The organism is Nocardiopsis exhalans (assembly GCF_024134545.1).
Classification (GTDB): domain Bacteria; phylum Actinomycetota; class Actinomycetes; order Streptosporangiales; family Streptosporangiaceae; genus Nocardiopsis; species Nocardiopsis exhalans.
Genome location: NZ_CP099837.1, coordinates 82,279 through 105,130 on the forward strand (window position 1 = coordinate 82,279; position 22,852 = coordinate 105,130).

Consider the following 22,852-nt stretch of genomic DNA (forward strand, 5'->3'; position numbering starts at 1 on the left):
CCCGTGACGCCCAGTGTCCGCTCTACGCCTTTACCGACGAAACCTCCGTTCCGCCCCTCCCCTGAGGTGTTTCGGACACGACGGCGCCGAGTTCGCCCTCCTCGCCCCGGTGCCGAGGCAGTGTGACCCGCATCCGGGTGCCGTTCTCCAGACGGTGGGCGGTCACCTCACCGCCCTGTTCACGCACCAGCTGGCGCACGATGTACAGGCCGATCCCCAGCCCGCTGTACCCCCGGCGGTCGCCTCGTTCGCCGCTCTGGAAAAAGCGTTCGAAGATCCGCTCCTCGTCGCCGGGGTCGATGCCGATGCCCTCGTCGTCGACGTGGATGGTGACGGTGTCCTCGCCCTCCTCCACCTTGACCCGCACCGTCCCGCCGCTGGGTGAGAACTTCAGGGCGTTCTCCAGCAGCTGGTCGATGACCATGCCGGTGACCAGCGGGTCTCCGACGGTCCAGAGGGTGCCGTCGGTGTCCAGGGTCAGGTCCTGGAGTTCGGCCAGCGGGCGGAAGGCGGTGACGGACTGGCCGAGCAGCTCCACGAGGTCGAAGGGGACCCGGTCCACGGTCATCTCACCGCTGGCCACGTCCGACCCCAACCGGAGCCGCTCCACCAGCTCGGCGAGCGATCGGGCGCGGTCCAGGATGATCTCGCTGGCCTCCTGTCGCCCCTCCGGGCCCAGCCGCTCGCCCTTGCGGGACAGCAGGGCCGCGTACCCCTGGATCACCGTGACCGGGGTCCGGAGTTCGTGCCCCGTGCTGGCCAGGAAGAACTCCCGCTCCTCCTCCAGCGCCTTCTGCGCGGAGATGTCGCGGAAGTCCACCACCCACTCGTCGGTGTCCGGGATCCGCGCCATGAGGATCTCCAGCCACCGGCCGCCCTCGTTGCGGTGCTTGACGGGTTCGCCGTGCGCGTCGGGGATCGGGAACGGCGGGTGCCGCCCCTCCATCATCTCGAACGAGTAACCGGTGAGCTCCGCCGCCGAACGGTTCCACTTGCGAACCCTGCCGTGGGAGTCCAGCACCGCGATCCCGTCCGCGCTGGAGTCGACGACCGCCTGTTCCCTGAGCCGCTGGAGCTTGAGCTCCTCGTAGGCCATCGCGTTGCCGATCGCCACCCCGGCGTGCGCGGTGAGCAGTTCCAGGAGTTCCAGCTCCACGTGCCCCACCTTGCGCTGGCTGTACAACGCGTACAGCGCGCCGTAGGGGCGGCCCCGCACGTTGGACACGCACAGGGCGATGGTGTGCAGCCCGGGCAGGTCGGCCCAGATCAGGTCCTCCAGGCTGCGGGTGTCGCTGTTGGCCAGCAGCACGGACTTTCCGCTGCGCAGGAGCTCGCCGAACAGGCTGGACTCCAGGGACGCGCTGACCCCGTGCAGCTCCTCGGACAGGTGGGTGAGGCTGACCAGCTTCACCCGGTTCTCGTTGAGCAGGACGAACCCGCCCGCGTCCGCCCCGGTGAGCTCGGTCAGGCTGCTGATGATGCGGTCCAGGACCGATTTGAGGCTGAGGTCGGCGTTGATGTCGGCTACCACGTCGGTGAGCCGGCGCACCAGGCGGGCGCGCTCCATCGCGGAGCTCTGCGCCTGCCCCTCCTTCTCGCTCGGGTAGAGCACGAGCGCCCACCCGGCGTGTCGCCCGTGGTCGTCGTGCACGCAGCTGGTGCTGACCCGCACGTCGACGGCGGTACCGTCCTTGCGCAGCCGGCGGGTGAAGATCGTCAGCGGGGTTCCGGCACGCACCTGTTCGAGCACCGCGCTGTACTCCGGCCGCAGCTCGCGGGGGATGATCGGCAGTCCGCCGCCGAGCACCTCGGCCGCGGTCCAGCCGAACATCCGCTCGGCCGCCGGGTTCCAGAGGGTGACTCTGAGCTCGCCGTCGATGCCGATCACCGCGTCAGCCGAAGAGGCCAGCACGGCTTCGGCGCTGAGGGGCGCGCGCTCGGAACTCACGTCGCCATAGTGCCACCCGAAGGGCCCCGAGTGGCAGGGCTTCGCACAATCCGACCAAATTCGACGCGCGCGCCCCAGCCGAACCGGTCGGACGGGCCGACCGAAACCTCAGATGACCCGGGGCTCGCCGTCGTCCTCCGCCTTCATGTCCCGGGCCGCGTGGTCCCAGGCCTGCATGCCGCCCGCGACGTTCACCGCGTCCCAGCCCGCCTGGTTCAGCGCCATGGTGGCCTGGGCCGAGCGGCCGCCCGCCCGGCAGATGACGTAGACCTTCTTGTCCTTGGGCACCTCCGCGGCGCGCTCGCCGAGCGTGCCCAGCGGAATGTGCACGGCGTCGGGCGCGTGGCCCGCCCGCCACTCGTCGTCCTCGCGGACGTCGAGAAGGTATCCGTCCTCGGGAACCTCGTTCACGAGAACCTCTGCGACCTGTCCACCGAACATGATGGTGACCCCCTGTGTCAGGCGTGTCCGAAAAAAGTGAGAATCCGTGGAACCGCGGGTGGGAGCTCCACGTCCAAACGGTATGCGTAAGCACACCTTCGCAACGGCCCTGCCGACCCGCCTCGCCGCACTCGCAGCTCTTGGCCTGCTTATCACGGCCTGCGGCAACGAGCCCACCGAGGTGAACGCGCCGGCACCCGAGACCGAGAACGAAGCCCCCAACGAAGACACCGCCGCCGAGGACGGTTCCGCCGAGGTGGAACTGGTCATCGAACGCTCCGTATCCGATGAGGACGGCCTGACGGCCGAGGAGGGGTTCGAACCAGGCGAATGGACCCTGACCTGTGCCCCCGTGGGCGGTGACCATCCCGACCCCGAGGCGGCCTGTGCCGAGATCGAGGAGGCCGGGACCGAGCCGTTCACCATGGACACCAGCGACATGATGTGCACGATGCAGATGGGCGGCCCCGAGGTCGCGCATGTCACCGGGCACGTGAACGGCACCGAGATCGACACCGAGTTCAACAAGCGCAACGGTTGCGAGATCGACCGCTTCGCGGAGCTCGACACGGTGCTCAACCCCTGAAGCCCCCCGATAACCGTTGACCCCTGAGGGAGGGGCGGACCAGCCGGTCCGCCCCTCCTCTGCTTTGTCTGGGGCCGACGTGTCTGGGGCCGACGTGCGGCCTACGTGTAGGGCGTGTCCCAGAAGGCGACCTCGTGGCGCATGCCCTCCAGGAAGAAGCGCTCGGCGCGCTCCGGGGCGGGGTCCGCCTCCTCAAGCATGCGCCCGTACTTCTCGGTCAGCTCGGTGAAGCCGGGGTCGGCGTAGGTGTCCACCCAGCGGCGGTAACGCGGCTCCTCGGGCCGGGTCCTGGCCAGCTCGATGCCCAGCTGGTTGTAGCCCCACATGCAGGGGTAGACGGCGGCGAGCCCGTCCCGGTAGTCGGCCGCCGCGTCCAGGATCCAGGACGTGTACGCCTCGCAGGCGGGGCCCTTGTCCTTGGTGGTCAGGTCGGCACCGAACTCCCCGGACAGGGAACGGTGCAGTTCCAGTTCCTCGGTGAGGGTGCTGTGCGCGATCCCGACCAGGTCCGCCAGGTGTCCGTCCGGCGCCTGCCAGGCCAGCCGGGAGAAGGCCCGGGCGTAGTCGAGCAGGTAGAGGTGGTCCTGCTCCAGCCAGTAGCGGAAGGCCCGCTCGTCGAGGTCGCCGCGGGCGATCCCGGCGACCGTCGGGTGCGCGAGCTGTTCGGCGACCAGCGGCCGCCCGATCTCATGAAGTCTCTCGATGATTCCCACGCCCGGAGTGTCTCATCCGGGTGTTTTCGACCCAAGCCCTGAGTCCCTGCCAGAGCCTTGCCTTCGAAACTTCCCGAAGATTCGGCCGCCACACTCCCGGAAATTTCGGAACCCGATTTCCCAGAACACTGACCTGGCTGAACAGGAACAGCACAGATTTGATGTGATTTGAGTCTCTGGGTGGGTTGACCCTGTCGGCATCGCGGACGTACATTCACCGCCAATAAGTTTCGCGAAAATTTACGAAACTTTCGGTGCGTCCCCATACCCCTGGACGGCCCCGGACCCCCACCCGAGGAAGGCATTCCTTGACCCGATCCACCGGTGACACGAACACGGCGGACCAGACGTCGGCGGCCCCCGACTGGCGAGACCCCTCCACCCCGATCGACCAACGTGTGGAGCTGCTCCTGGCCGCGATGACCCTGGAGGAGAAGACCGCCCAGCTGCACGGGCTCTGGGTGAGCGCGGACACCTCCGGCGCCCCCGTCGCGCCCCACCAGCACGACCTGTCCCAGGAACCGCCCGTGTGGGAGGAGGCCATCGCCCAGGGGTTGGGCCAGCTCACCCGCCCCTTCGGCACGGTCCCGGTCGACCCCGCCGCCGGGCGCGCCTCCCTGGCCCGGAGCCAACGGGAGATCATGGCGGCCAACCGCTTCGCGATCCCGGCCCTGGCCCACGAGGAGTGCCTGACCGGCTTCGCCGCCTGGACCGCCACGGTCTACCCCGTCCCCCTCGCCTGGGGCGCGAGCTTCGACCCCGACCTGGTCGAGCGGATGGCCGCGCAGATCGGGCGGAGCATGCGCGACGTGGGCGTCCACCAAGGGCTCGCCCCGGTCCTGGACGTGGCCCGGGACCTCCGCTGGGGCCGCACCGAGGAGACCATCGGCGAGGACCCCCACCTGGTCGCCACCGTGGGCACCGCCTACGTCCGCGGCCTGCAGTCCACCGGCATCGTGGCCACCCTCAAACACTTCGCCGGGCACTCGGCCTCCCGCGCCGGACGCAACCTCGCCCCGGTCTGCGTCGGCCCGCGCGAGTTCGCCGACGTCCTGCTCCCTCCGTTCGAGATGGCCCTGCGCGAGGGCCGCGCCGGTTCGGTGATGCACGCCTACAACGACAACGACGGCCTCCCCGCCGCGGCCGACCACGGCCTGCTCACCCGCCTGCTGCGGGACACGTGGGGCTTCGAGGGGACCGTCGTCGCCGACTACTTCGGGGTCTCCTTCCTGCACACCCTGCACGGGGTGGCCGAGTCCCCCTCCCGGGCCGGGGCGCTGGCCCTGGCCTCGGGCGTGGACGTGGAACTGCCGACCGTGGCCTGTTACGGGGACCGGCTGGTCGCCGGGGTCCGCGCCGGCCGGGTCCCCGAGGAACTGGTGGACCGGGCGGCCCGGCGCGTCCTGCGGCAGAAGTGCGCGCTCGGCATGCTCGACCCGGACTGGTCCCCTGAAGGCCCCGCCACCGCACAGGTCTCCGACAACGGCGGTGTCTCCGGTAACAGCAGAGCCCTCGGCCCGGACCCGGCGGAGCACCGCGTCCTCGACCTGGACCCGCCCGAGCACCGCGCCCTCGCCCGGCGCCTGGCCGAGGAGTCCGTGGTCCTGCTGGACAACCCCGCCGGGCTGCTGCCCCTCACCCGGCCCAGGACCATGGCCGTGGTCGGTCCGCTCGCGGACACCGCCGACGCCGCGCTCGGCTGCTACTCCTTCCCCGCCCACGTCGGCCGCCACCACCCCGACGTGGCCCGGGGCGTGGAGATCCCCACCCTCCTGGAGTCCCTGGCCGAGGAGCTGCCGAAGACACACATCGACCACGCCGAAGGCTGTTCGGTGGACGGCGAGAGCACCGAGGGGTTCGCCGAAGCCCTGACCTCGGCCCGCGCAGCCGACGTGTGCGTGGCGGTGCTCGGCGACCGCTCCGACCTCTTCGGCCGGGGCACCACAGGCGAGGGCTGCGACGCCACCGGCCTCACCCTGCCCGGGGTCCAACAACAGTTCCTGGAAGAACTGGTGGCGACCGGCACCCCCGTGGTGGCCGTACTCGTCTCCGGGCGTCCCTACGCGCTGGGCACGGCCGCCGACCGGCTGGCCGCCTCCGTGCAGGCCTTCTTCCCCGGCGAAGAGGGCGGCAGCGCCCTGGCCGGTGTGCTCTCCGGACGGGTGAACCCCAGCGGCCGCCTGCCCGTGTCCGTCCCCCGCGACCCCGGCGGCCAGCCCGCCACCTATCTGGGCCCGCCCCTGGCCCACCGCAACCAGGTCAGCTCGGTGGACCCGACCGCCCGGCACGCCTTCGGCCACGGCCTGTCCTACACGAGCTTCGGCTGGGAGAACCCCCGGATCGACGACACTCCCCCCGACCCCGGCCAACCGGCCCCGACCACCACCGACGGCTCGGTGACGGTCGAGTGCACCGTCCGCAACACCGGGGCCGTGACAGGCACCGAGGTCGTCCAGCTCTACCTGTCCGACCCGGTCGCCCAGGCGGCCCAGCCGGTCCGCCGCCTCATCGGCTACACGCGCGTGCCCCTCGAACCCGGCCGTGCGCGCACAGTGCGCTTCACCGTCCACGCCGACCTGGCGTCCTACACCGGTCCCGCCGGGCAGCGGATCGTCGAACCCGGCGAGCTCGTCCTCACCCTGGCCGCCTCCAGCGCGGACCCCGGACTCCCCTTCCCCGTGCTGCTCACCGGCCCCGTCCGTCCCGTGGACCACACCCGCAGACTCACCTGCGACATCCAGCTCGGCTCCGAGGCTCCCGCCGATCCCCTGCCCCGGTCGCCCCGGAGGTGACCGTGCCCGGCCCGCCACCCCGCACCCCCTGTCCCGAACCCCGAGGAGGCCCCCGTCATGAGCTCTCCGTCGTCGGACCCCGCCCCGGTCCCCGCGTCAGCACCGTCCCCCCTCCCCGAACCACTGCGCGTGGCGATCGTCGGTACCGGGAACATCGCCCGGTTCCACGCCCAGGCCCTGCTCGCCGAACCAGAACGCGCCGCACTCGTCGCGGCCGTCGACGTCGACCCGCAGGCGCTGGAGTCCTTCCGGTCCCGGCACACGATCCCGCGCGGCTACGCCGACCTCGACCGGATGCTCACCGCCGAACGCCCCGACCTGGTGCACGTGTGCACCCCGCCCGGGGTCCACCGGGCCCAGGTCGAGGCCTGCCTCGGCGCCGGCGCCTCGGTCCTCGTGGAGAAACCCCCGGCGCTGAGCCTGGCCGAGGCGGAGAAGATGGCCGCCGCCGAGGGCGGGGACCGCGGACCGTGGATGGCGACGGTCTTCCAGCACCGCTTCGGTTCGGGGGCGCTGCGCCTGCGCGCGCTCACGGACTCCGGTGTGCTGGGGCGTCCCCTGCTGGCGACCTGCCACACCACGTGGTTCCGCCCGCAGGAGTACTTCGACCTCCCCTGGCGCGGGAAGTGGGAGACCGAGGGCGGCGGCCCGACGCTGGGCCACGGCATCCACCAGACCGACCTCCTCCTCGCCCTGCTGGGGGAGTGGACGGAGGTCTCCGCGGTGGTCCGCCGCCAGGCCCGGGACGTCGAGACCGAGGACGTGTCCCTGGCCAGGGTCGACTTCGCCAACGGCGCGATCGCGAGCGTGGTCACCAGCCTGCTGTCCCCGCAGGAGGAGAGCCGTATCCGGATCGACTTCGAGCGCGCCACAGTCGAGCTGACCCACCTGTACGGCTACGGGGACGACGACTGGCGCCTGACCCCGGCTCCGGGTTTCGAGGAAGAGATCACGGCCGCCTGGGAGGCCGGGGAGCACGGGGTGAACAGCGGCCACCACTCGCAGATCGTCCAGGTGCTGGACGCGCTGCGCGCCGGAAACCCGCCACCGGTGACCTCCCGGGACGCCCTGAGCTCCCTGCGCCTGGTCGCGGCCGTGTACGCCTCCTCCTTCGAGCAGCGACCGGTCACCCCCGCCGATCTGGGTCCCGGCTCCCCCTTCCACGACCGGATGAACGGGGGCCGCGCGCTGTGAGAACCCGTGGGGGAGCCATCGCGGTGGGAGGTTCCGCATGCGCGGCTACATAGTCCGGCGCTGCCTCTACATGGTGCCGACCCTGTTCGCGATCTCCGTGGTCGCGTTCCTGGTCATCCAGCTGCCGCCGGGCAACTTTCTGACCGCCTACATCGCGCAGCTGTCCGCGCAGGGCCAGGGTGTGGAGGGCGCGCAGATCCGCGCCCTGGAAGAGAGGTACGGGCTCAACGACCCGGTCATCGTCCAGTACTGGAAGTGGATCTCCGGGATCCTCACCAGCGGCGACTTCGGCCAGTCCTTCCAGTACCGCCGCGACGTCTCGGACCTGATCTGGAACCGGATCGGCCTCACCGTCGTCCTGGCGGTCAGCACCCTCCTGCTGAGCTGGCTGATCGCCTTCCCCATCGGCGTCTACTCGGCGGTGCGCCAGTACTCGGTGGGCGACTACGTGGTCACCTTCATCGGCTTCGTCGGGCTGGCCACCCCGAACTTCATGCTGGCGCTGCTGTTCGCCTGGGTCTCCTTCCGCTACTTCGGGCAGAGCGTCGGCGGGGTCTTCTCCGCCGAATACGCCGACGCCGCGTGGAACCTCGGCAAGCTCCTGGACGCGGTGTCCAACCTGTGGATCCCGGTGCTGATCATCGGCACGGCGGGGACAGCGGCGCTGATCCGGGTGCTGCGCGCCAACCTCCTGGACGAGCTGCGCAAGCCCTACGTGACCACCGCGCGGGCCAAGGGCCTGCCCGAGTGGCGGCTCATCCTCAAGTACCCGGTGCGGATGTCGCTGAGCCCCTTCATCAGCACCATCGGCTGGATCCTGCCCACCCTCATCGGCGGCGAGGTGCTGGTCTCCATCGTCCTGAGCCTGGAGACCACCGGCCCGCTCCTGGTGGAGGCGCTGCGCAGCCAGGACATGTACCTGGCCGGGAGCTTCATCCTCGTCCTCGGCGCGCTGACCGTCATCGGCACGCTCCTGTCCGACCTGCTCCTGGCCTGGTGGGACCCGCGTATCCGGCACCAACACGTGGAGAGGGTCTGACATGGTCCGCACCCCCGAGCTCCCGACCCCGACCCCCGGCGCCGAGCCCGAGCGGGACCCGGGCGACGTCCCCCAGCGGGTCCTGATCTGGCGGCGCTTCCGCCGCAACAAACTCGCGGTGGCCGGCGCGCTGATGCTGGCCGGGCTGGTCCTGGTCTCGGTCTTCGCCGAATTCCTCTCCCCCAGCACCCCCCAGGCCTACGACGCCGCCCGCACCCACGCCCCTCCCCAGCGGCTGCACTTCGTGGACACCAGCGACGGCTTCCAGATCGGCATGTACGTGTACGACTACAGCGTCGAACGCGACCCGGAGACCTTCGCCAACCAGTACACCGTGGACGAGTCCACGAAAATCCCCGTCGGCCTCTTCGTCCGGGGCCGGTCCTACGAGATGTGGGGGCTCGTCCCCTCGGACCGGCACCTCATCGGCGCCAAGGACCCCGACCACGAGGTGTACTTCCTCGGCGCCGACCGCAACGGCCGCGACATGGCCTCACGGATCATCCACGGCACCCGGGTCTCGATGTCGATCGGCCTCGCCGGGGTGGCGATGTCGTTCGTCCTCGGCCTGGTCCTGGGTGGGATCTCCGGCTACTTCGGCGGCCGGATCGACAACCTCATCCAGCGCGTCATCGAGTTCCTCATGTCGGTACCCACCATCCCCCTGTGGATGGGCCTGTCCGCCGCGGTCCCCCGCGAGTGGGGGCCGATCCAGACCTACCTGGCGATCACCGTCATCCTCTCGCTGATCGGCTGGACCGACCTGGCCCGGGTGGTCCGCGGCCGGTTCCTGTCCCTACGCCAGGAGGACTTCGTGACCGCCGCCCGACTCGACGGCTGCCGCAGCGGACGCGTGATCGGCCGGCACATGCTGCCGTCCTTCACCAGCCACATCATCGCCTCGCTCACTCTGGCCGTGCCGTTCATGATCCTCGCCGAAACCTCGCTGTCCTTCCTCGGCCTGGGGCTCCAAGCCCCCGTCGTCAGCTGGGGCGTGCTCCTCCAGGAAGCGCAGAACATCCACTCGATCGCGGGCGCCCCCTGGGTGCTGCTGCCCGGGGTCGCGGTGACCGTGGCGGTCCTGGTCCTCAACTTCGTCGGCGACGGCATCCGCGACGCCGCCGACCCCTACCGGTAGGAGGCCGACGATGCACGACACCCTCCTGGACATCCGCGGGCTGCGCACGCACTTCCAGACCGACGACACCACCATCCGCGCCGTGGACGGGGTGGACCTGCGCGTCCACCGCGGCCGCACCCTCTGCGTGGTCGGAGAGAGCGGCTGCGGCAAGAGCGCCATGGCCCGCTCAGTCCTCCAACTCGTGGAACCTCCCGGACGCGTCGTGGCCGGTCAGATCCTCCTCCACACCGATGGCGAACCCACCGACCTCGCCGCCCTGCACCCCACCGGCCGCAAGATCCGCTCCGTGCGCGGCAACGACGTGGCCATGATCTTCCAGGAACCCATGTCCTCCCTCTCCCTGGTGCACACCGTGGGCAACCAGATAGGCGAGGGCCTGCGGATCCACACCGGCATCTCCCGCAAGGAGGCGCGCCTGCGCGCGATCGAGCTCCTGAACCACGTACGGGTACCCGGGGCAGAACGCGTCGTGGACTCCTACCCCTTCCAGCTCTCCGGCGGCATGCGCCAACGCGTGATGATCGCGATGGCGCTCTCCTGCTCTCCCCGCCTGCTCATCGCGGACGAACCCACCACCGCCCTCGACGTGACCACCCAGGCGCAGATCCTCGACCTCCTGGCCGACCTCCAACGCGCAAGCGGCATGGGCGTCCTGTTCATCACCCACGACATGGGCGTGGTCGCCGAGATCGCCGACGACGTCGCCGTCATGTACCTCGGCACCGTGGTCGAACAGGGGCCCGTGGACGATATCTTCCACAGTCCCCGCCACCCCTACACCCGTGCGCTCCTCGAAGCCGTCCCCCGTCTGGGCGCCTCACGCAAGGGACGGCTCCCCACCATCCGGGGCACCGTCCCCACCAGCCAACCCACCGGGTGTGTGTTCCGCACCCGCTGCCCCGAGGCGGTCGAGGGCCTGTGCGACACCACCGTTCCGCCCGTCACCGAACCCGAACCCCACCACCAGGTCCGCTGCCTGCTCCAGGAGGAGCCCGCCCGTGCCCACTGACAGCATCCTGAGCGTGCGCGACCTCGAGGTCTCCTTTCCCGTTCGCGGCCGCCGCCCCCGGCGCTACGTCCGCGCCGTCACCGACGTCAACCTCGACATCCGCCCCGGGGAGACCCTCGGTCTCGTCGGCGAGTCCGGCTGCGGCAAGACCACCCTCGGCTCCAGCGTCATGCGCGTGCGTCCCGAGGCCACCGGCACCATCAGCTACCGCGACAGCCGGAACCGGCTCCTGGACGCCCTCAACCTCGCCCGCACCGACGAACGCGTCTACCAACGCGAGGTGCGCATGGTCTTCCAGGACCCGCACTCCTCCCTGAACCCCCGGATGACCCTGCGCGACATCATCAGCGAACCCCTGCGCATGCTCACCGACCTCGCCGGACCGGAGATCGACCACCGGGTGCGCGACATCACCGAACGCGTCGGCCTCGATATCTCCCACCTCCGCCGCTACCCGCACGCCTTCTCCGGCGGCCAGCGCCAACGCGTCAGTATCGCCCGCGCACTCGCCCCGGGCCCCCGCCTCGTCGTCGCGGACGAAGCGGTCAGCGCCCTGGACACCTCGGTGCGCTCCCAGATCCTCAACCTCCTCCAGGACCTGCAGGACGAGATGGGGCTCACCTACCTGTTCGTCTCCCACGACCTCTCCGTCGTCGAACACGTCTGCGACCGGGTCGCGGTCATGTACCTCGGCCGGATCGTCGAGATCGCACCCACCACCGAGCTCTTCGGCAACCCCCGGCACCCCTACACCGAAGCCCTGATCTCCTCGGTCCCCGTCCCCGATCCCCGCCTGCGCGGCTCACGCGAGCGCGTCCGTCTCACCGGAGAGGTGCCTGACCCCTCGAAACCCCCCTCCGGCTGCCCCTTCAACCCCCGGTGCCGCCACGCCACCGAACTCTGCGCCACCGAGGTACCGGCCCCTCGCTCCCTCGGAGAGGGGCGCACGGTCGCCTGCCACCACGCCGACGACCTCCGACTAGCCGGAATCACCGGCGATCCCCCACCGCACACAGTCAGGAACAGGTAATGCGAAAACCCTTCCTCGCGGGCGCCGCGGCGGTCATGCTGACCACCGGCTGCTCGTTCTTCTCCTTCGACCCCGACACCGAGAGCAGCGACCAGATCCAGGGGGAGGGCGAGGCTCCCATGCTCGCCACCCTGGTCGACAGCGGCGACCTCCCGCCCCTGGAGGAGCGCCTGCCCGCCGAACCCCTCGTCGTGGAGCCGCACGAGGAGATCGGCCGGTACGGGGGCGAGTGGAACACCGCCATCCTCGGCGTGCACGACTGGCCCTGGCTCGGCCGGACCGTGGCCTACGAGAACTTCGTGCGCTGGGACCCCGAATGGGAGGAATCCGTACCCAACATCGCCACCGAGTGGGAGTACAACGACGACGCCACCGAGCTGACCGTCACCATCCGCGAGGGCATCCGCTGGTCCGACGGCGAGCCCTTCACCACCGACGACATCCTGTTCGCGCTCAACGACATCTTCAACAACCACGACGTGAGCCCGATGGCGGCCTCCGACCCGGGCGACGGCGAGAAGGTCGACGACCACACCTTCACGATCAGCTGGGACGAGCCCAACGCCCTGTGGATCGAGAACGACTTCATCCTCTATCAGCTCCTCGAGAAGCCCAAGCACTACCTCGCGGAGTTCCACATCGACCACAACCCGGACGCCGACGAGCTCGCCGCCGAGGAGGGCTACACCGACTGGATCGAGATGCTGGACGACAAAGCCGGCGTCCTGAGCTCGGCCCAGTACTGGCAGAACCCGGACATGCCCACCATCCGCGCCTGGCAGGTGGTGGAGCCCCTCGCGGACTCCGGCCGCATGGTCGTGGAGCGCAACCCCTACTACTGGAAGGTCGACACCGAGGGCAACCAGCTGCCCTACATCGACCGGGTCAACTTCCACATCCTCCAGGACGAGGAGGTCATGCTGGTCCGCGCCCTCAACGGCGAGATCGACATGCACGCCCGACACATCAACACCCTGGGCAACCGCCCCACCCTCGCCGAGAACCGCGAGTCCGGCGGCTACGACTTCTTCGAGATGGTCCCCGGTGAGATGAACACGGCGATGATCTCCCTGAACCTCACCCACGAGGACGAGGGCCTGCGGACGATCTTCAACGACAAGGACTTCCGGATCGCCCTGTCGCACGCCGTCAACCGCCAGGACATCATCGACGTCGTCTACCAGGAACAGGGCGAACCCTGGCAGGGCGCTCCCCGTGTGGAGAGCCCCTTCTTCAACGAGGAGCTGGCCAAGCAGTACACCGAGTACGACATCGACCTGGCCAACGAGATCCTCGACGAAGCCGGCTACTCCGTCGAGAACGGAGTCCGCGTGAGCCCGGACGGCACCCCGGTCCGCTTCAGCCTCTCCGTGCCCACCGACTTCCGCACCGACATCGTCGACTCCATGGAAATGGTCGTGGGCTTCTGGCAGGAGCTGGACATCGACGTGGACCTCAACACCGAGGACCGCTCCCTGTGGCAGAACAACCGGGAGAACAACACCCACGACGCCAACGTGTGGTCCGGTGACGCCGGACTGATGGACGCCGTCTACGACCCCCGCTGGTACGGACCGCTGCACAGCGGCGAATCGAACTTCGCCATCCCGTGGGCCCAGTGGTACACCTCCGACGGCGAGGACAGCCGCTCGATCGAGCCGCCCCAGGACGTTCAGGACCACATGGCGATGTACGACGCGGTCCAGGGAGAGCCCGACCCCGACGTCCGTATCGAGCTCATGAAGGAGTTCCTGGCCGAGTCGCAGGAGCAGTTCTACGCGATGGGCATCAGCCTCACCCCGCCCGGCTACGGGATCGTCGCGGACAACTTCCGCAACGTCCCCACCTCAATGCCCTCGTCCTCGGTCTACAACGACCCCGGCCCGACCAACCCCGAGCAGTACTTCATCGAGGAGTGAGCCATGGACCTCATCCACGAACACGACAAGTCCCTGCGCCTCGTCCACGACGGCACCGAGCTCCTGCGCTACGTCTACAACCCGTGGGACGCCCAGCTGGAGTCTCCCCGCCCCTACTTCCACCCCCTGCGCACGCTCTCCGGCAACGAGGTCAGCCTCTACCGACCGCACGACCACGTCTGGCACAAGGGCATCGCCTGGTCCCTGCCCAACGTCGGGCCCGCCAACTTCTGGGGCGGCCCCACCTTCCTCGACGGCAGCTACCAGCAGCTCGACAACAACGGCAGCACCGTCCACCAGGAGTTCGAGGACATCAAGGTCACGCCCACCCGGGCGCGCTTCACCGAACTCCTCGAATGGGTCACCCAGTCCCAGGAGACCTGGTTCTCCGAAAGGCGCACCTTCACCGCCGCCACCACCCCGCAAGCCTGGACCCTCACCTTCGAGACGTCCTTCACCAACCTCACCGACCAGGTGATCGCCCTCGGCAGCCCCACCACCGAAGGAAGGCCCAACGCCGGCTACGGGGGTCTCTTCTGGCGCGGCCCGCGCTCCTTCACCAACGGCACCGCCCGCACGGCGCACAACACCGGCGGCGACGACCTGATGGGCGAGCGCTCCTCCTGGCTGTCCTTCACCGGAAAACACGACGGCACCGACGACACCTCGACCCTGGTCTTCGTCGACTGCCCGACGAACCCCAACCACCCCACCCAGTGGTTCGTCCGCAACGGCATGTTCGCCTGCGTCTGCCCGGCCCCGTTCTTCGACCAGGAGAAACTCGCACACCCCGGCGAGACCCTCACCTACCGCTACGCGGTGGTCATCGCCGACGGAGCCCCCGAACCCGAACCCCTCGCCGATCTGGGCCTGCAGAACCTGGCCGCAACCGGCCCCACCTAACGATCCAACTAAGAAGAAGCCGACTGGTGGCCGCGAATCCGAGGCCTGAGCGGCCACCACGGAGCAGCAGGGCCCGCGGTTTCAACACGCCCACCCAAGGAACCTCAAAAAGCCGAAACCCCCGCGAGCAGTCCAACAGCTTCAAGCGAGGTGAGTCCCTACCGCACGGGTCCGCGAAGCGCGACGGCCGCGGGCCGAGCAACGCACCGGGGTCGTCAAGAGCAGAGACGGGGCTTTGCAGGCCGCAGGCCCGTAGTTCAAGCAAACCCCATCAAGGAGCCACCAGGTGCCAAAAGACCAGCTCAGCCACAACGGGCCGCGAAGCGCGACGGCCGTAGGCCGAGCGGCACACCGGGGGGGTGGGGGATCGTCCCCCCAAAGGGCACGACGAAGACGACCCTGGCAGCAAGCGCTAGCTTGCGACCAGGGTCGTCTTAGAGTTGAGTGGGCGAGGAGGGATTTGAACCCTCACATCCTTTCGGACACACGGACCTGAACCGTGCGCGTCTACCGTTCCGCCACCCGCCCGAGTGACATGCATTCAGTTGTTTTGCCAGGCGGTTCGGGCGTTTTGCCTGTTCCCCCTGGCGACATGAATAAGGCTAGCACGGCTTGGAGGTGGGTTGCACACCGTTTGTGCTGGCCCCTGTTCCGGGCCTCGGGAGGGCCTTCACGGGGGTGCGCCTGAAACCAGGGGCACCTGGGCCCGGTTACGATCGTCTACACATACGGAGTGGAGTACAAAAGGGAGGTACCTCGTGGGAGTGCTCCAACGCTTCGAGCGCAGGCTCGAGGGCATGATCGAAGGCACCTTCGCGATGGCCTTCAAGTCGGAGCTCCAGCCGGTCGAGGTCGCGAGCGCGGTCCAGCGGGAAATGGACGAGCGGGCAGCGATCGTGGCCCAGGGACGCACGTTGGTCCCGAACGATTTCATCGTCGAGCTCTCGGCCAGCGACAAGGAGCGCCTTGAGGTCTACGCGGACAGCCTCGGTCAGGAGCTGTCCAAGCTGGCCCGTGACTACGCGACCGAGCAGGGTTATTCGTTCGTGGGTCCGGTGCGGGTCCAGTTCAGGTCGGACGACGGCCTGAAGACGGGCCGTTTCCGGATCCGTTCGGGTGTGGTCCGCGGAACGATGGTCAAGGACGGCGAGGTCCGCCAGCCGGTCGGTGACCCGGGTCCGGGCGGAGGGCAGCGCCAGACCGGCCGTCCCCGTCTGCTCATCTCACCCGGTGGCGCGACCGCTGAGGGCAATATCGCCAGTCAGGGAATGCAGCAGTCCTTCGAGCTGACCACACCGGTCACTCTGTTGGGCCGGGGTACCGACTGTGACCTGCGTCTGGTCGACAACGGTGTCTCGCGTCATCACGTGGAGATCCGGGTGGACGGCGACGAGGTCGTCCTGGAGGACAAGGGGTCCACGAACGGGACCTTCGTCAATGGCCAGCAGGTCCGGCAGGCGAGGTTGGTGGACGGGACCAGGATCAGCCTGGGTCGTACCACGATGACCTTCCGCCGCGACTGAACCTCAAAAGTCCGACCAGTTGGATGATCCGGACCAACCGGACCGCAACCAACCGCCCGGATCCGGCGTCTGAAAGGTCGACGTCCGGGTCAGGACCGATCGTGGGCCTGTGTCGGATATCCGGCCGGGAGGGTAGTCTCCGCAAGACCTGACCGATCGGGCAGAATGGCCGCGGCCGGCTGGGCCGCGGACCAGCGACCTAGACTCACCGACTCGAAGGTGGGGCAGACACGGTGGCGGCGCCGATGACCGCCACCCCGGCCGAAGCACGACAGGGGCTGAAGAGCAGTTCGATGTCCAACTTGACCCTCATATTGATCAAGATCGCGTACCTCGCGGTGCTTTGGCTGTTCGTCCTCATGGCGGTCGGCGTCATTCGCACGGACCTCTTCGGTCAGTCGAAGAAGAAGGCCAAGAAGAAGCCCCGCCCCTCGGCGCGTCCGGCCCCGCGCCGTGCTCCGTCGTCGGCACAGCAGCCCCGGCCGCAGCGCCAGCGCCAGCGCCGCAACGATCCCACGGTCCTGGCCGTCACTCAGGGCCCGCTGTCAGGGACCACGGTCGATCTGGCCTCCCAACCCATCCTCATCGGACGCGCCCCCGACTCGACCCTGGTCATCACCGATGACTACGCGTCGGGCCGCCACGCGCGCGTCTACTCCGACAACGGCCGCTGGTTCGTCGAGGACCTGAACTCCACCAATGGCACCTACCTCGGCCAGCAGAAGCTGAACCGCCCCCAGCCCATCACGGTGGGTCAGCCCATCCGTATCGGCAAAACCGTCCTGGAACTGCGCAAATGACAATCGCTCTCCGATACGCGGCGTACTCCGACGTAGGATGCCTCCGCGAAGGCAACGAAGATTCCGGCTACGCCGGCCAACACCTCCTCGCGGTAGCCGACGGTATGGGCGGTTACGCGGGCGGTGAGGTGGCCAGCTCCATCGCCATCTCGTCCATCCGCCAGCTCGACACCAAGGACGACCCCAGGGCCGAGGAGATGGCCGAGGTCCTCCAGCGGGCCGTCGAGCGAGCCAACGAGTCCCTGGCCGTCCGCATCCGTCAGGAACCCCAGCTGGAGAACATGGGCACCACCCTGACCGCCATGCTGTGGTCGGGTTCCCAGGTCGCCCTGATCCATATCGGCGACTCGCGCGCCTACCTGCTGCGCGGTCCGCGCTTCGAGCAGATCACCCACGACCACACCCTGGTGCAGACCCTCGTGGACGAGGGCAAGATCACCGAGGAGGAGGTCGCCACCCACCCGCAGCGGTCCCTGATCCTGCGTGCGCTGGACGGCAAGACCCCGGTCGACCCGGACATCTCCATCAGCAAGGCGAAGGTCGGCGACCGCTACCTGCTCTGCTCGGACGGGTTGTCCGGTGTGGTCAGCAAGAAGACCATCCACGAGACCCTCGCGACCGTGACCGACCCGCGGGCGGCCGCCAAGAAGCTCATCGAGCTGGCCATCCGCGGCGGCGGTCCGGACAACATCACCGCGGTCATCGCGGACGTCATCGAGACGGACACCGACGCCCAGGGCCCCACTCCGTCCTCCCAGACGGTGGGCGCCGCGGACCAGCGGGACGAGTCGACGGGGCCGAACGAGACCAGCCCGGCCAGACGAGCCCAGGAGCTGCGCGGCAACGGCGGCGACACCGCCGAGATGGACCCGATCCCGGCCGACATCCCGGGCCGGCAGGACCACTCGGGCCCGGGGGACGCCGCCTACGAGGAGCAGCCGTACGGCACCCACGACGACTACGACGCCCCGCCTGCGCGCGGTCGCTCGGCCGAGCCCGAGTACCGCAGGCGCGGCTGGTGGCCGATCATCCTGGTCTTCCTCGTGGTGGTGGGTCTGGTCGCGGGCGGCGGTTACTACTTCGGCCGCCAGTACGTGGAGAGCCAGTACTACGTGGGACTGTCCCCGGACGGTCAGACGGTCAGCGTCTACCAGGGCATCGACACCAGCATCGGAAGCATGGACCTGTCCGAGGAGATCGAGAGCACCGGCATCCAGGTGGATTCGCTCACCCAGGCCGACCGGGACCTGCTGCGGAACACCATCACGGTGGAGGACGAGGCCGACGCGGCCCGCGTCGTCGGTGAGCTCGAGGAGGCCTCGGGCGAGACCGCCGCGAACGCCGACGACGATGCCGAGGAATCGGGGTGACCCTGTGAGCACCACAGCCCCGGAGGCACCCACAGCGCTACCCCCGGTCCAGCGCCGTAACGCGGAGCTGGTCCTGATCGGGGTCACCGTCGTCATCACCATGGGCGCGATGATGATCTCGGGGCTGAACCTCAACGGTCAGGTCCCCGGCGCCATGTGGGGCTACGGCCTGATCTTCGGCGCGATGGCGCTGGCCACACACGTGGCGCTGCGTTTCATCGCGCCCTACGCCGACCCCCTGATCCTGCCCTGCGCGCTGTTCCTGAACGGCATCGGCGTCGCGATGATCTGGCGGCTGGACGCCGCTGACTCCGGCGACATCGAGCACGCCGGTGTCGGTATGCAGCTGATCTGGACCGCGGTCGGCATGGTCATGTGCATCGCCCTGCTGTTCTTCCTCAAGGAACCGCGGGTGCTGCAGCGCTACACCTACATCAGCGCCCTGGCGGCGCTGGTCCTCATCGCGCTGCCGATGGTCCCCGGGCTGGGCATCTCCGAGTTCGGCGCCCGCCGCTGGATCGGTTTCGGCGGTTTCACGGTGCAGCCGTCGGAGTTCGCCAAGATCGCGCTGGTCGTCTTCCTGTCGTCGTATCTGGTCACCAAACGGCAGGTGCTGTCGTTGGCGGCCAGGCAGGTGAAGATCGGCCGGTTCAAGATCCTGGACCTGCCCCGGGCCCGGGACTTCATGCCGATGGTCGTCGGCTGGGTCGCCGCGATCGGCCTGCTGGTCATCACCAAGGACCTCGGTACCTCGCTGCTGCTGTTCGGCACCTTCCTGGCGATGCTGTACGTCGCCACGCAGCGCTCGTCCTGGGTGATCATCGGCGTGACGCTGTTCCTGGCCGCCGCCGCGGTCGCCTTCCGGCTCTTCTGGCACTTCCGCCAGCGCGTGGACATCTGGTTCTACGCCTACGACCCCGACGTCTACGACCGGCTGGGCGGTAGCGCGCAGCTGGTGCAGGGCCAGATCGGTATGGCCTACGGCGGTATCTTCGGCACCGGCATGGGCGGCGGCCAGGCGCACCACATCTTCGCCGCGGACAGCGACTTCATCCTCGCCTCCCTGGCCGAGGACCTGGGGCTGACCGGAGTGATGGCGATCCTGCTCGTCGTCTTCATCCTGGTGGAGCGGGGCATGCGCATCGCGCTGGCCTCCCGTGAGCTGTTCATCAAGATGCTGGCGAGCGGCCTGGCCTTCGTCATGTGCTTCCAGGTGTTCGTGGTGCTCGGCGGCCTGACCAGGATCATCCCGCTGACCGGTATGACCACGCCCTTCCTGGCCGCGGGCGGTTCCGCCCTGATGGCCAGCTGGCTGATGATCGGCCTGTTGCTCCGGATGAGCGACAACGCGCGGCGTCCCGCCCCGCAGGCCATCCAGGACGAGGGGGCCACCCAGGTGATCCGACGATGAACACACCCATCCGACGCCTCAGCGTCTTCTCGATGATCCTGTTCGGCGCCCTGATGCTCCAGCTCACCTGGATCCAGGGGTTCCAGGCGGAGGCGATCCGCGACGACCAGCTGAACCGGCGCCAGTACACCGAGCGGCTCACCGAGCAGCGCGGCCCGATCGTCATCGGTGAGGACAACGTCGCCTTCTCCACGGACATCTCCGAGGGCGACGACCCGACCCGCTTCCAGCGGGAGTACGCCGGCGGCGCCATGTACACCCCGATCGTCGGCGCCTTCCGCAGCTTCGGCGCCTCCGGGATCGAGTCCACCGAGAACTCGCTGCTGGACGGCAGCGACGACCGGCTCGCCGTGCGCAACTTCCGCGACGTCATCACGGGCCGCGAGCCCGAGGGCGCTCGGGTCGAGTTGACCATCGTTCCGGCGGTGCAGGAGGCCGGGTTCAACGCTTTCCAGGAGCAGGGCTTCAAGGGCGCCGCGGTGGCCATCGAACCCAGCACCGGCGCGGTCCTCGGTTCGGTCTCCTATCCGTCCTACGACGCCAACGACGTCGTGAGCATCACCGACGGCGAGCAGGCCAACGCCAACTACGTCGAGCTCGAGAACGACCCGGACCAGCCGCTGCTCAACCGCGCGCTGCGCGAGCGGTACGCGCCGGGTTCGACGTTCAAGATCGTGACCGCCGCGGCCGCCATCGAGCACCTGGACGCCGGTCCGGACAGCACGATGGACGCGCCCGACACCCTGCAGTTCGCCAGCGGCCCGGCGCTGCCCAACGCGACCCCGGGCGGCACCTGCAACGGCGGCGCCCCCGACACCCTGGCCAACTCGATCAAGATCTCCTGCAACACCTCGTTCGCCAACTGGGCGATCGAGATGGGCGGGGAGGCCCTGGCCGAGCAGTCCGAGGCCTTCGGGTTCACCCCGGTGGAAGAGGACACTTCGGATCTCAACATCCCGCTGAACGTGATCCCGAGCCGTTCCCCGGTGGAGGCCGACGACAGCATCCTGGGCCGCGCCGGCATCGGCCAGTCCAACGTGGAGTCGACGCCGCTCCAGATGGCCATGGTCGCCGCCGGCGTGGCCAACTCGGGTGAGGTCATGCACCCCTACCTGGTGGACTCGGTCCGGGACAGCGACCGCTCGGTGGTCACCCAGACCAGCCCCGAGGTGTACAGCCAGGCCACGAGTGCCAGCACCGCGGCCACGCTCACGGACATGATGGTCCTGGTGACCGGCCCGGGCGGGTCCGGCACCAACGCCGCCATCGACGGCGTGGACGTCGCGGGCAAGACCGGTACCGCCGAGACCGGTGGCGGCCTGGGAACCCACAACTGGTTCATCGGTTTCGCCCCCGCCGACGACCCGCAGATCGCGGTCGCGGTGGTGATCGAGCACGGCGGTGGCAGCGGTGGCTCCCTGGCCGCGCCGATCGCCCGCCAGATGATGGAGGCAGTGGTCCTGTAGTGAGCGCCTACGAGCCGTCTTCACAGAACGGCCCCGGTGGACTGGCCGGGGCCGTTCTGAGCAACCGTTACCGCCTCGAGGAGCAGATCGGCTCCGGCGGGATGGGCACCGTGTGGCGGGCGACCGACACACTGCTCAACCGCTCCGTGGCGGTCAAACTGCTCCACCCGGCCCAGATGGCCGAGCCGACGGCACGAGAGCGGTTCCGGACCGAGGGCAGAATCACCGCCGGCCTGTCCCACCCGGGCATCGCCCAGGTCTACGACTACGGCGAGGAGGACGGCCGCGCGTACCTGATCATGGAGCTGGTGGTCAGCGAGCCCCTCTCCCAGGTGCTGCGCGAGCAGGGCCACCTGAGCGCCGACCAGACCCTCGACTTCGTGTGCCAGGCGGCCAAGGCGCTCGCCGCGGCGCACGCCCGCGGTGTGGTGCACCGTGACATCAAGCCCGGCAACCTGCTGGTGACCGAGGACGGCCAGCTCAAGCTGACCGACTTCGGTATCGCGCGGGGCGACACGTCGGTCACCCTGACCCAGACCGGCATGGTCATGGGCACCGCCCAGTACATCTCACCCGAGCAGGCGTCGGGGCGGCCCGCGAGTGGCGCCTCCGACCTGTACGCGCTCGGTGTGGTGGCCTACGAGTGCCTGGCCGGGACACCGCCGTTCACCGGGGACAGCCCTGTGGCGCTGGCGCTGGCGCACACCCGCGACGATCCGCCCGAGCTCCCCGAGCACGTCCCCGCCGAGATCGACAACCTGGTCTTCTCGCTACTGCAGAAGGACCCGGAGGACCGTCCGTCCTCGGCTGGCGAGGTCGCGCACCTGGCGGCGGTCATCCGCTCCAACGCCGGCACCGGCCCACCGACCCCGTCCACCGGATTCAACGGCATGGCGCAGACGATGGTGGTCGGTGCGGTCCCGGACAGCGGTCCGCGCAGCGGAGCGTCCGGAACGGCACGGCGAACCGCCGGTCAGCCCGCTGTCTCCCCTGCTCAGGACGGTGATTCGGCTAGGCTGGCCGAGGATTCGGGGTCCGGGCGCCGAGTGAAGGCACCCGTCGTCCTGGCCGCGGTGGCCGCGACGGTCCTGATCGTCGCCGCGGCCGTGGCCGGGTTCGTCTTCGGCGATTTGGGCAGCGGCGAGACCGTCAACAAGAGCACGGAGCCCCCGGCTTCGGAGGTCTCCCCCTCGCCCACTCCCACCGAGGAGCCGGAGGAGGAAGAGCCCTCCGAGGAGCCGGTCTACATCGAGGACACCCCCCAGTGGACCCCCGAGCCCGACTCATGGGAACCGACGGAGGACCTTGACCACGGCGAGGGTGACGAGGAAGCCACGGATCCGGAGCACGACGAGGGCGACGGCACCGAGGACCCGGATCCCGGTGAAGGGGACCCCGGGGAACCGGACCCCGGTGACAACGGTGGTGACAACGGTGGCGGCGACGGCGGCGGCGACGGCGGGGACGGAAGGAACATTCCGTGGCCGGGCGATGCGTGACCAGTTCATGAGCGAGAGACGATCAGGGTAGGCGGCGGCCCGCGGGCGGCTTCCGGAAGACACGAGGA

At 69.3% G+C, this 22,852-nt stretch carries 18 protein-coding genes and 1 tRNA gene; 15 read left to right on the forward strand and 4 right to left on the reverse strand.

Features of this window, described 5'->3' with window-relative positions; genetic code table 11:
- Positions 1–22: 22 nt before the first annotated feature.
- Both NE857_RS00415 and NE857_RS00420 read right to left on the reverse strand, forming a co-directional pair.
- Entirely contained in the window at positions 23–1,948 is a 1,926-nt protein-coding gene (locus NE857_RS00415; protein ID WP_254419297.1) for a sensor histidine kinase, read from the reverse strand.
- 108 nt (positions 1,949–2,056) lie between these two features.
- A complete protein-coding gene (locus tag NE857_RS00420) occupies positions 2,057–2,389 on the reverse strand; it encodes a rhodanese-like domain-containing protein (RefSeq protein ID WP_017584227.1) in 333 nt (110 codons plus the stop codon).
- Positions 2,390–2,471: 82 nt separating this feature from the next.
- Between NE857_RS00420 and NE857_RS00425 the strand changes: the two genes are divergently transcribed.
- Positions 2,472–2,975: an SSI family serine proteinase inhibitor gene (locus tag NE857_RS00425; protein ID WP_254419298.1), complete on the forward strand. Its 504-nt coding sequence runs from the start codon at positions 2,472–2,474 to the stop codon at positions 2,973–2,975.
- 101 nt (positions 2,976–3,076) lie between these two features.
- On the opposite strand, the gene NE857_RS00430 is transcribed toward NE857_RS00425, so the two are convergent.
- Positions 3,077–3,688: a TenA family protein gene (locus tag NE857_RS00430; RefSeq protein WP_254419299.1), complete on the reverse strand. Its 612-nt coding sequence runs from the start codon at positions 3,686–3,688 to the stop codon at positions 3,077–3,079.
- A gap of 308 nt (positions 3,689–3,996) precedes the next feature.
- On the opposite strand from NE857_RS00430, the gene NE857_RS00435 reads away from it, so the two are divergent.
- The 8 genes from NE857_RS00435 to NE857_RS00470 are packed head-to-tail and all read left to right on the forward strand — an operon-like array spanning position 3,997 to position 14,715.
- Complete coding sequence (locus tag NE857_RS00435) at positions 3,997–6,480, forward strand: beta-xylosidase/alpha-l-arabinosidase (RefSeq protein WP_254419300.1); 2,484 nt, start codon at positions 3,997–3,999, stop codon at positions 6,478–6,480.
- Positions 6,481–6,537: 57 nt separating this feature from the next.
- Positions 6,538–7,674 (forward strand): Gfo/Idh/MocA family protein, encoded by a 1,137-nt coding sequence (locus tag NE857_RS00440; protein ID WP_254419301.1) that lies wholly within the window; start codon positions 6,538–6,540, stop codon positions 7,672–7,674.
- Between the two features lie 37 nt (positions 7,675–7,711).
- The gene (locus tag NE857_RS00445; protein ID WP_254419302.1) at positions 7,712–8,713 is read left to right on the forward strand and encodes an ABC transporter permease; all 1,002 of its coding nucleotides are present in this window, start codon (positions 7,712–7,714) and stop codon (positions 8,711–8,713) included.
- Between the two features lies 1 nt (position 8,714).
- Positions 8,715–9,851 carry an ABC transporter permease gene (locus NE857_RS00450; protein WP_254419303.1) on the forward strand — a complete coding sequence of 379 codons (1,137 nt, stop codon included), beginning with the start codon at positions 8,715–8,717 and terminating at the stop codon, positions 9,849–9,851.
- 10 nt (positions 9,852–9,861) lie between these two features.
- The gene (locus NE857_RS00455) at positions 9,862–10,863 is read left to right on the forward strand and encodes an ABC transporter ATP-binding protein (RefSeq protein ID WP_254419304.1); all 1,002 of its coding nucleotides are present in this window, start codon (positions 9,862–9,864) and stop codon (positions 10,861–10,863) included.
- Positions 10,853–11,893: an ABC transporter ATP-binding protein gene (locus NE857_RS00460; RefSeq protein WP_254419305.1), complete on the forward strand. Its 1,041-nt coding sequence runs from the start codon at positions 10,853–10,855 to the stop codon at positions 11,891–11,893. The genes NE857_RS00455 and NE857_RS00460 overlap by 11 nt, the downstream gene beginning before the upstream one ends.
- A complete protein-coding gene (locus NE857_RS00465; RefSeq protein ID WP_254419306.1) occupies positions 11,893–13,812 on the forward strand; it encodes an ABC transporter substrate-binding protein in 1,920 nt (639 codons plus the stop codon). The genes NE857_RS00460 and NE857_RS00465 overlap by 1 nt, the downstream gene beginning before the upstream one ends.
- Before the next feature lie 3 nt (positions 13,813–13,815).
- Positions 13,816–14,715 carry a DUF6807 domain-containing protein gene (locus tag NE857_RS00470; RefSeq protein ID WP_254419307.1) on the forward strand — a complete coding sequence of 300 codons (900 nt, stop codon included), beginning with the start codon at positions 13,816–13,818 and terminating at the stop codon, positions 14,713–14,715.
- A gap of 445 nt (positions 14,716–15,160) precedes the next feature.
- Here the strand turns inward: NE857_RS00470 and NE857_RS00475 are convergent.
- Positions 15,161–15,243, reverse strand: a tRNA-Leu gene (locus tag NE857_RS00475).
- 230 nt (positions 15,244–15,473) lie between these two features.
- Between NE857_RS00475 and NE857_RS00480 the strand changes: the two genes are divergently transcribed.
- The 6 genes from NE857_RS00480 to NE857_RS00505 all read left to right on the forward strand — a co-directional run bounded on the left by NE857_RS00480 (position 15,474) and on the right by NE857_RS00505 (position 22,784).
- On the forward strand, positions 15,474–16,238 hold the full coding sequence (locus tag NE857_RS00480) for an FHA domain-containing protein (protein WP_425572144.1): 765 nt from the start codon (positions 15,474–15,476) through the stop codon (positions 16,236–16,238).
- Positions 16,239–16,531: 293 nt separating this feature from the next.
- The gene (locus NE857_RS00485) at positions 16,532–17,038 is read left to right on the forward strand and encodes an FHA domain-containing protein FhaB/FipA (protein WP_254419308.1); all 507 of its coding nucleotides are present in this window, start codon (positions 16,532–16,534) and stop codon (positions 17,036–17,038) included.
- Entirely contained in the window at positions 17,035–18,408 is a 1,374-nt protein-coding gene (locus NE857_RS00490) for a Stp1/IreP family PP2C-type Ser/Thr phosphatase (RefSeq protein WP_254419309.1), read from the forward strand. The genes NE857_RS00485 and NE857_RS00490 overlap by 4 nt, the downstream gene beginning before the upstream one ends.
- A gap of 4 nt (positions 18,409–18,412) precedes the next feature.
- Positions 18,413–19,819 carry an FtsW/RodA/SpoVE family cell cycle protein gene (locus tag NE857_RS00495; RefSeq protein WP_254419310.1) on the forward strand — a complete coding sequence of 469 codons (1,407 nt, stop codon included), beginning with the start codon at positions 18,413–18,415 and terminating at the stop codon, positions 19,817–19,819.
- Positions 19,816–21,285, forward strand: a complete 1,470-nt coding sequence (locus tag NE857_RS00500) for a peptidoglycan D,D-transpeptidase FtsI family protein (protein WP_254419311.1) — start codon at positions 19,816–19,818, stop codon at positions 21,283–21,285. Before NE857_RS00495 ends, NE857_RS00500 begins: the two co-directional genes overlap by 4 nt.
- Positions 21,285–22,784 (forward strand): serine/threonine-protein kinase, encoded by a 1,500-nt coding sequence (locus tag NE857_RS00505; RefSeq protein WP_254419312.1) that lies wholly within the window; start codon positions 21,285–21,287, stop codon positions 22,782–22,784. Before NE857_RS00500 ends, NE857_RS00505 begins: the two co-directional genes overlap by 1 nt.
- Positions 22,785–22,852 lie beyond the last annotated feature (68 nt).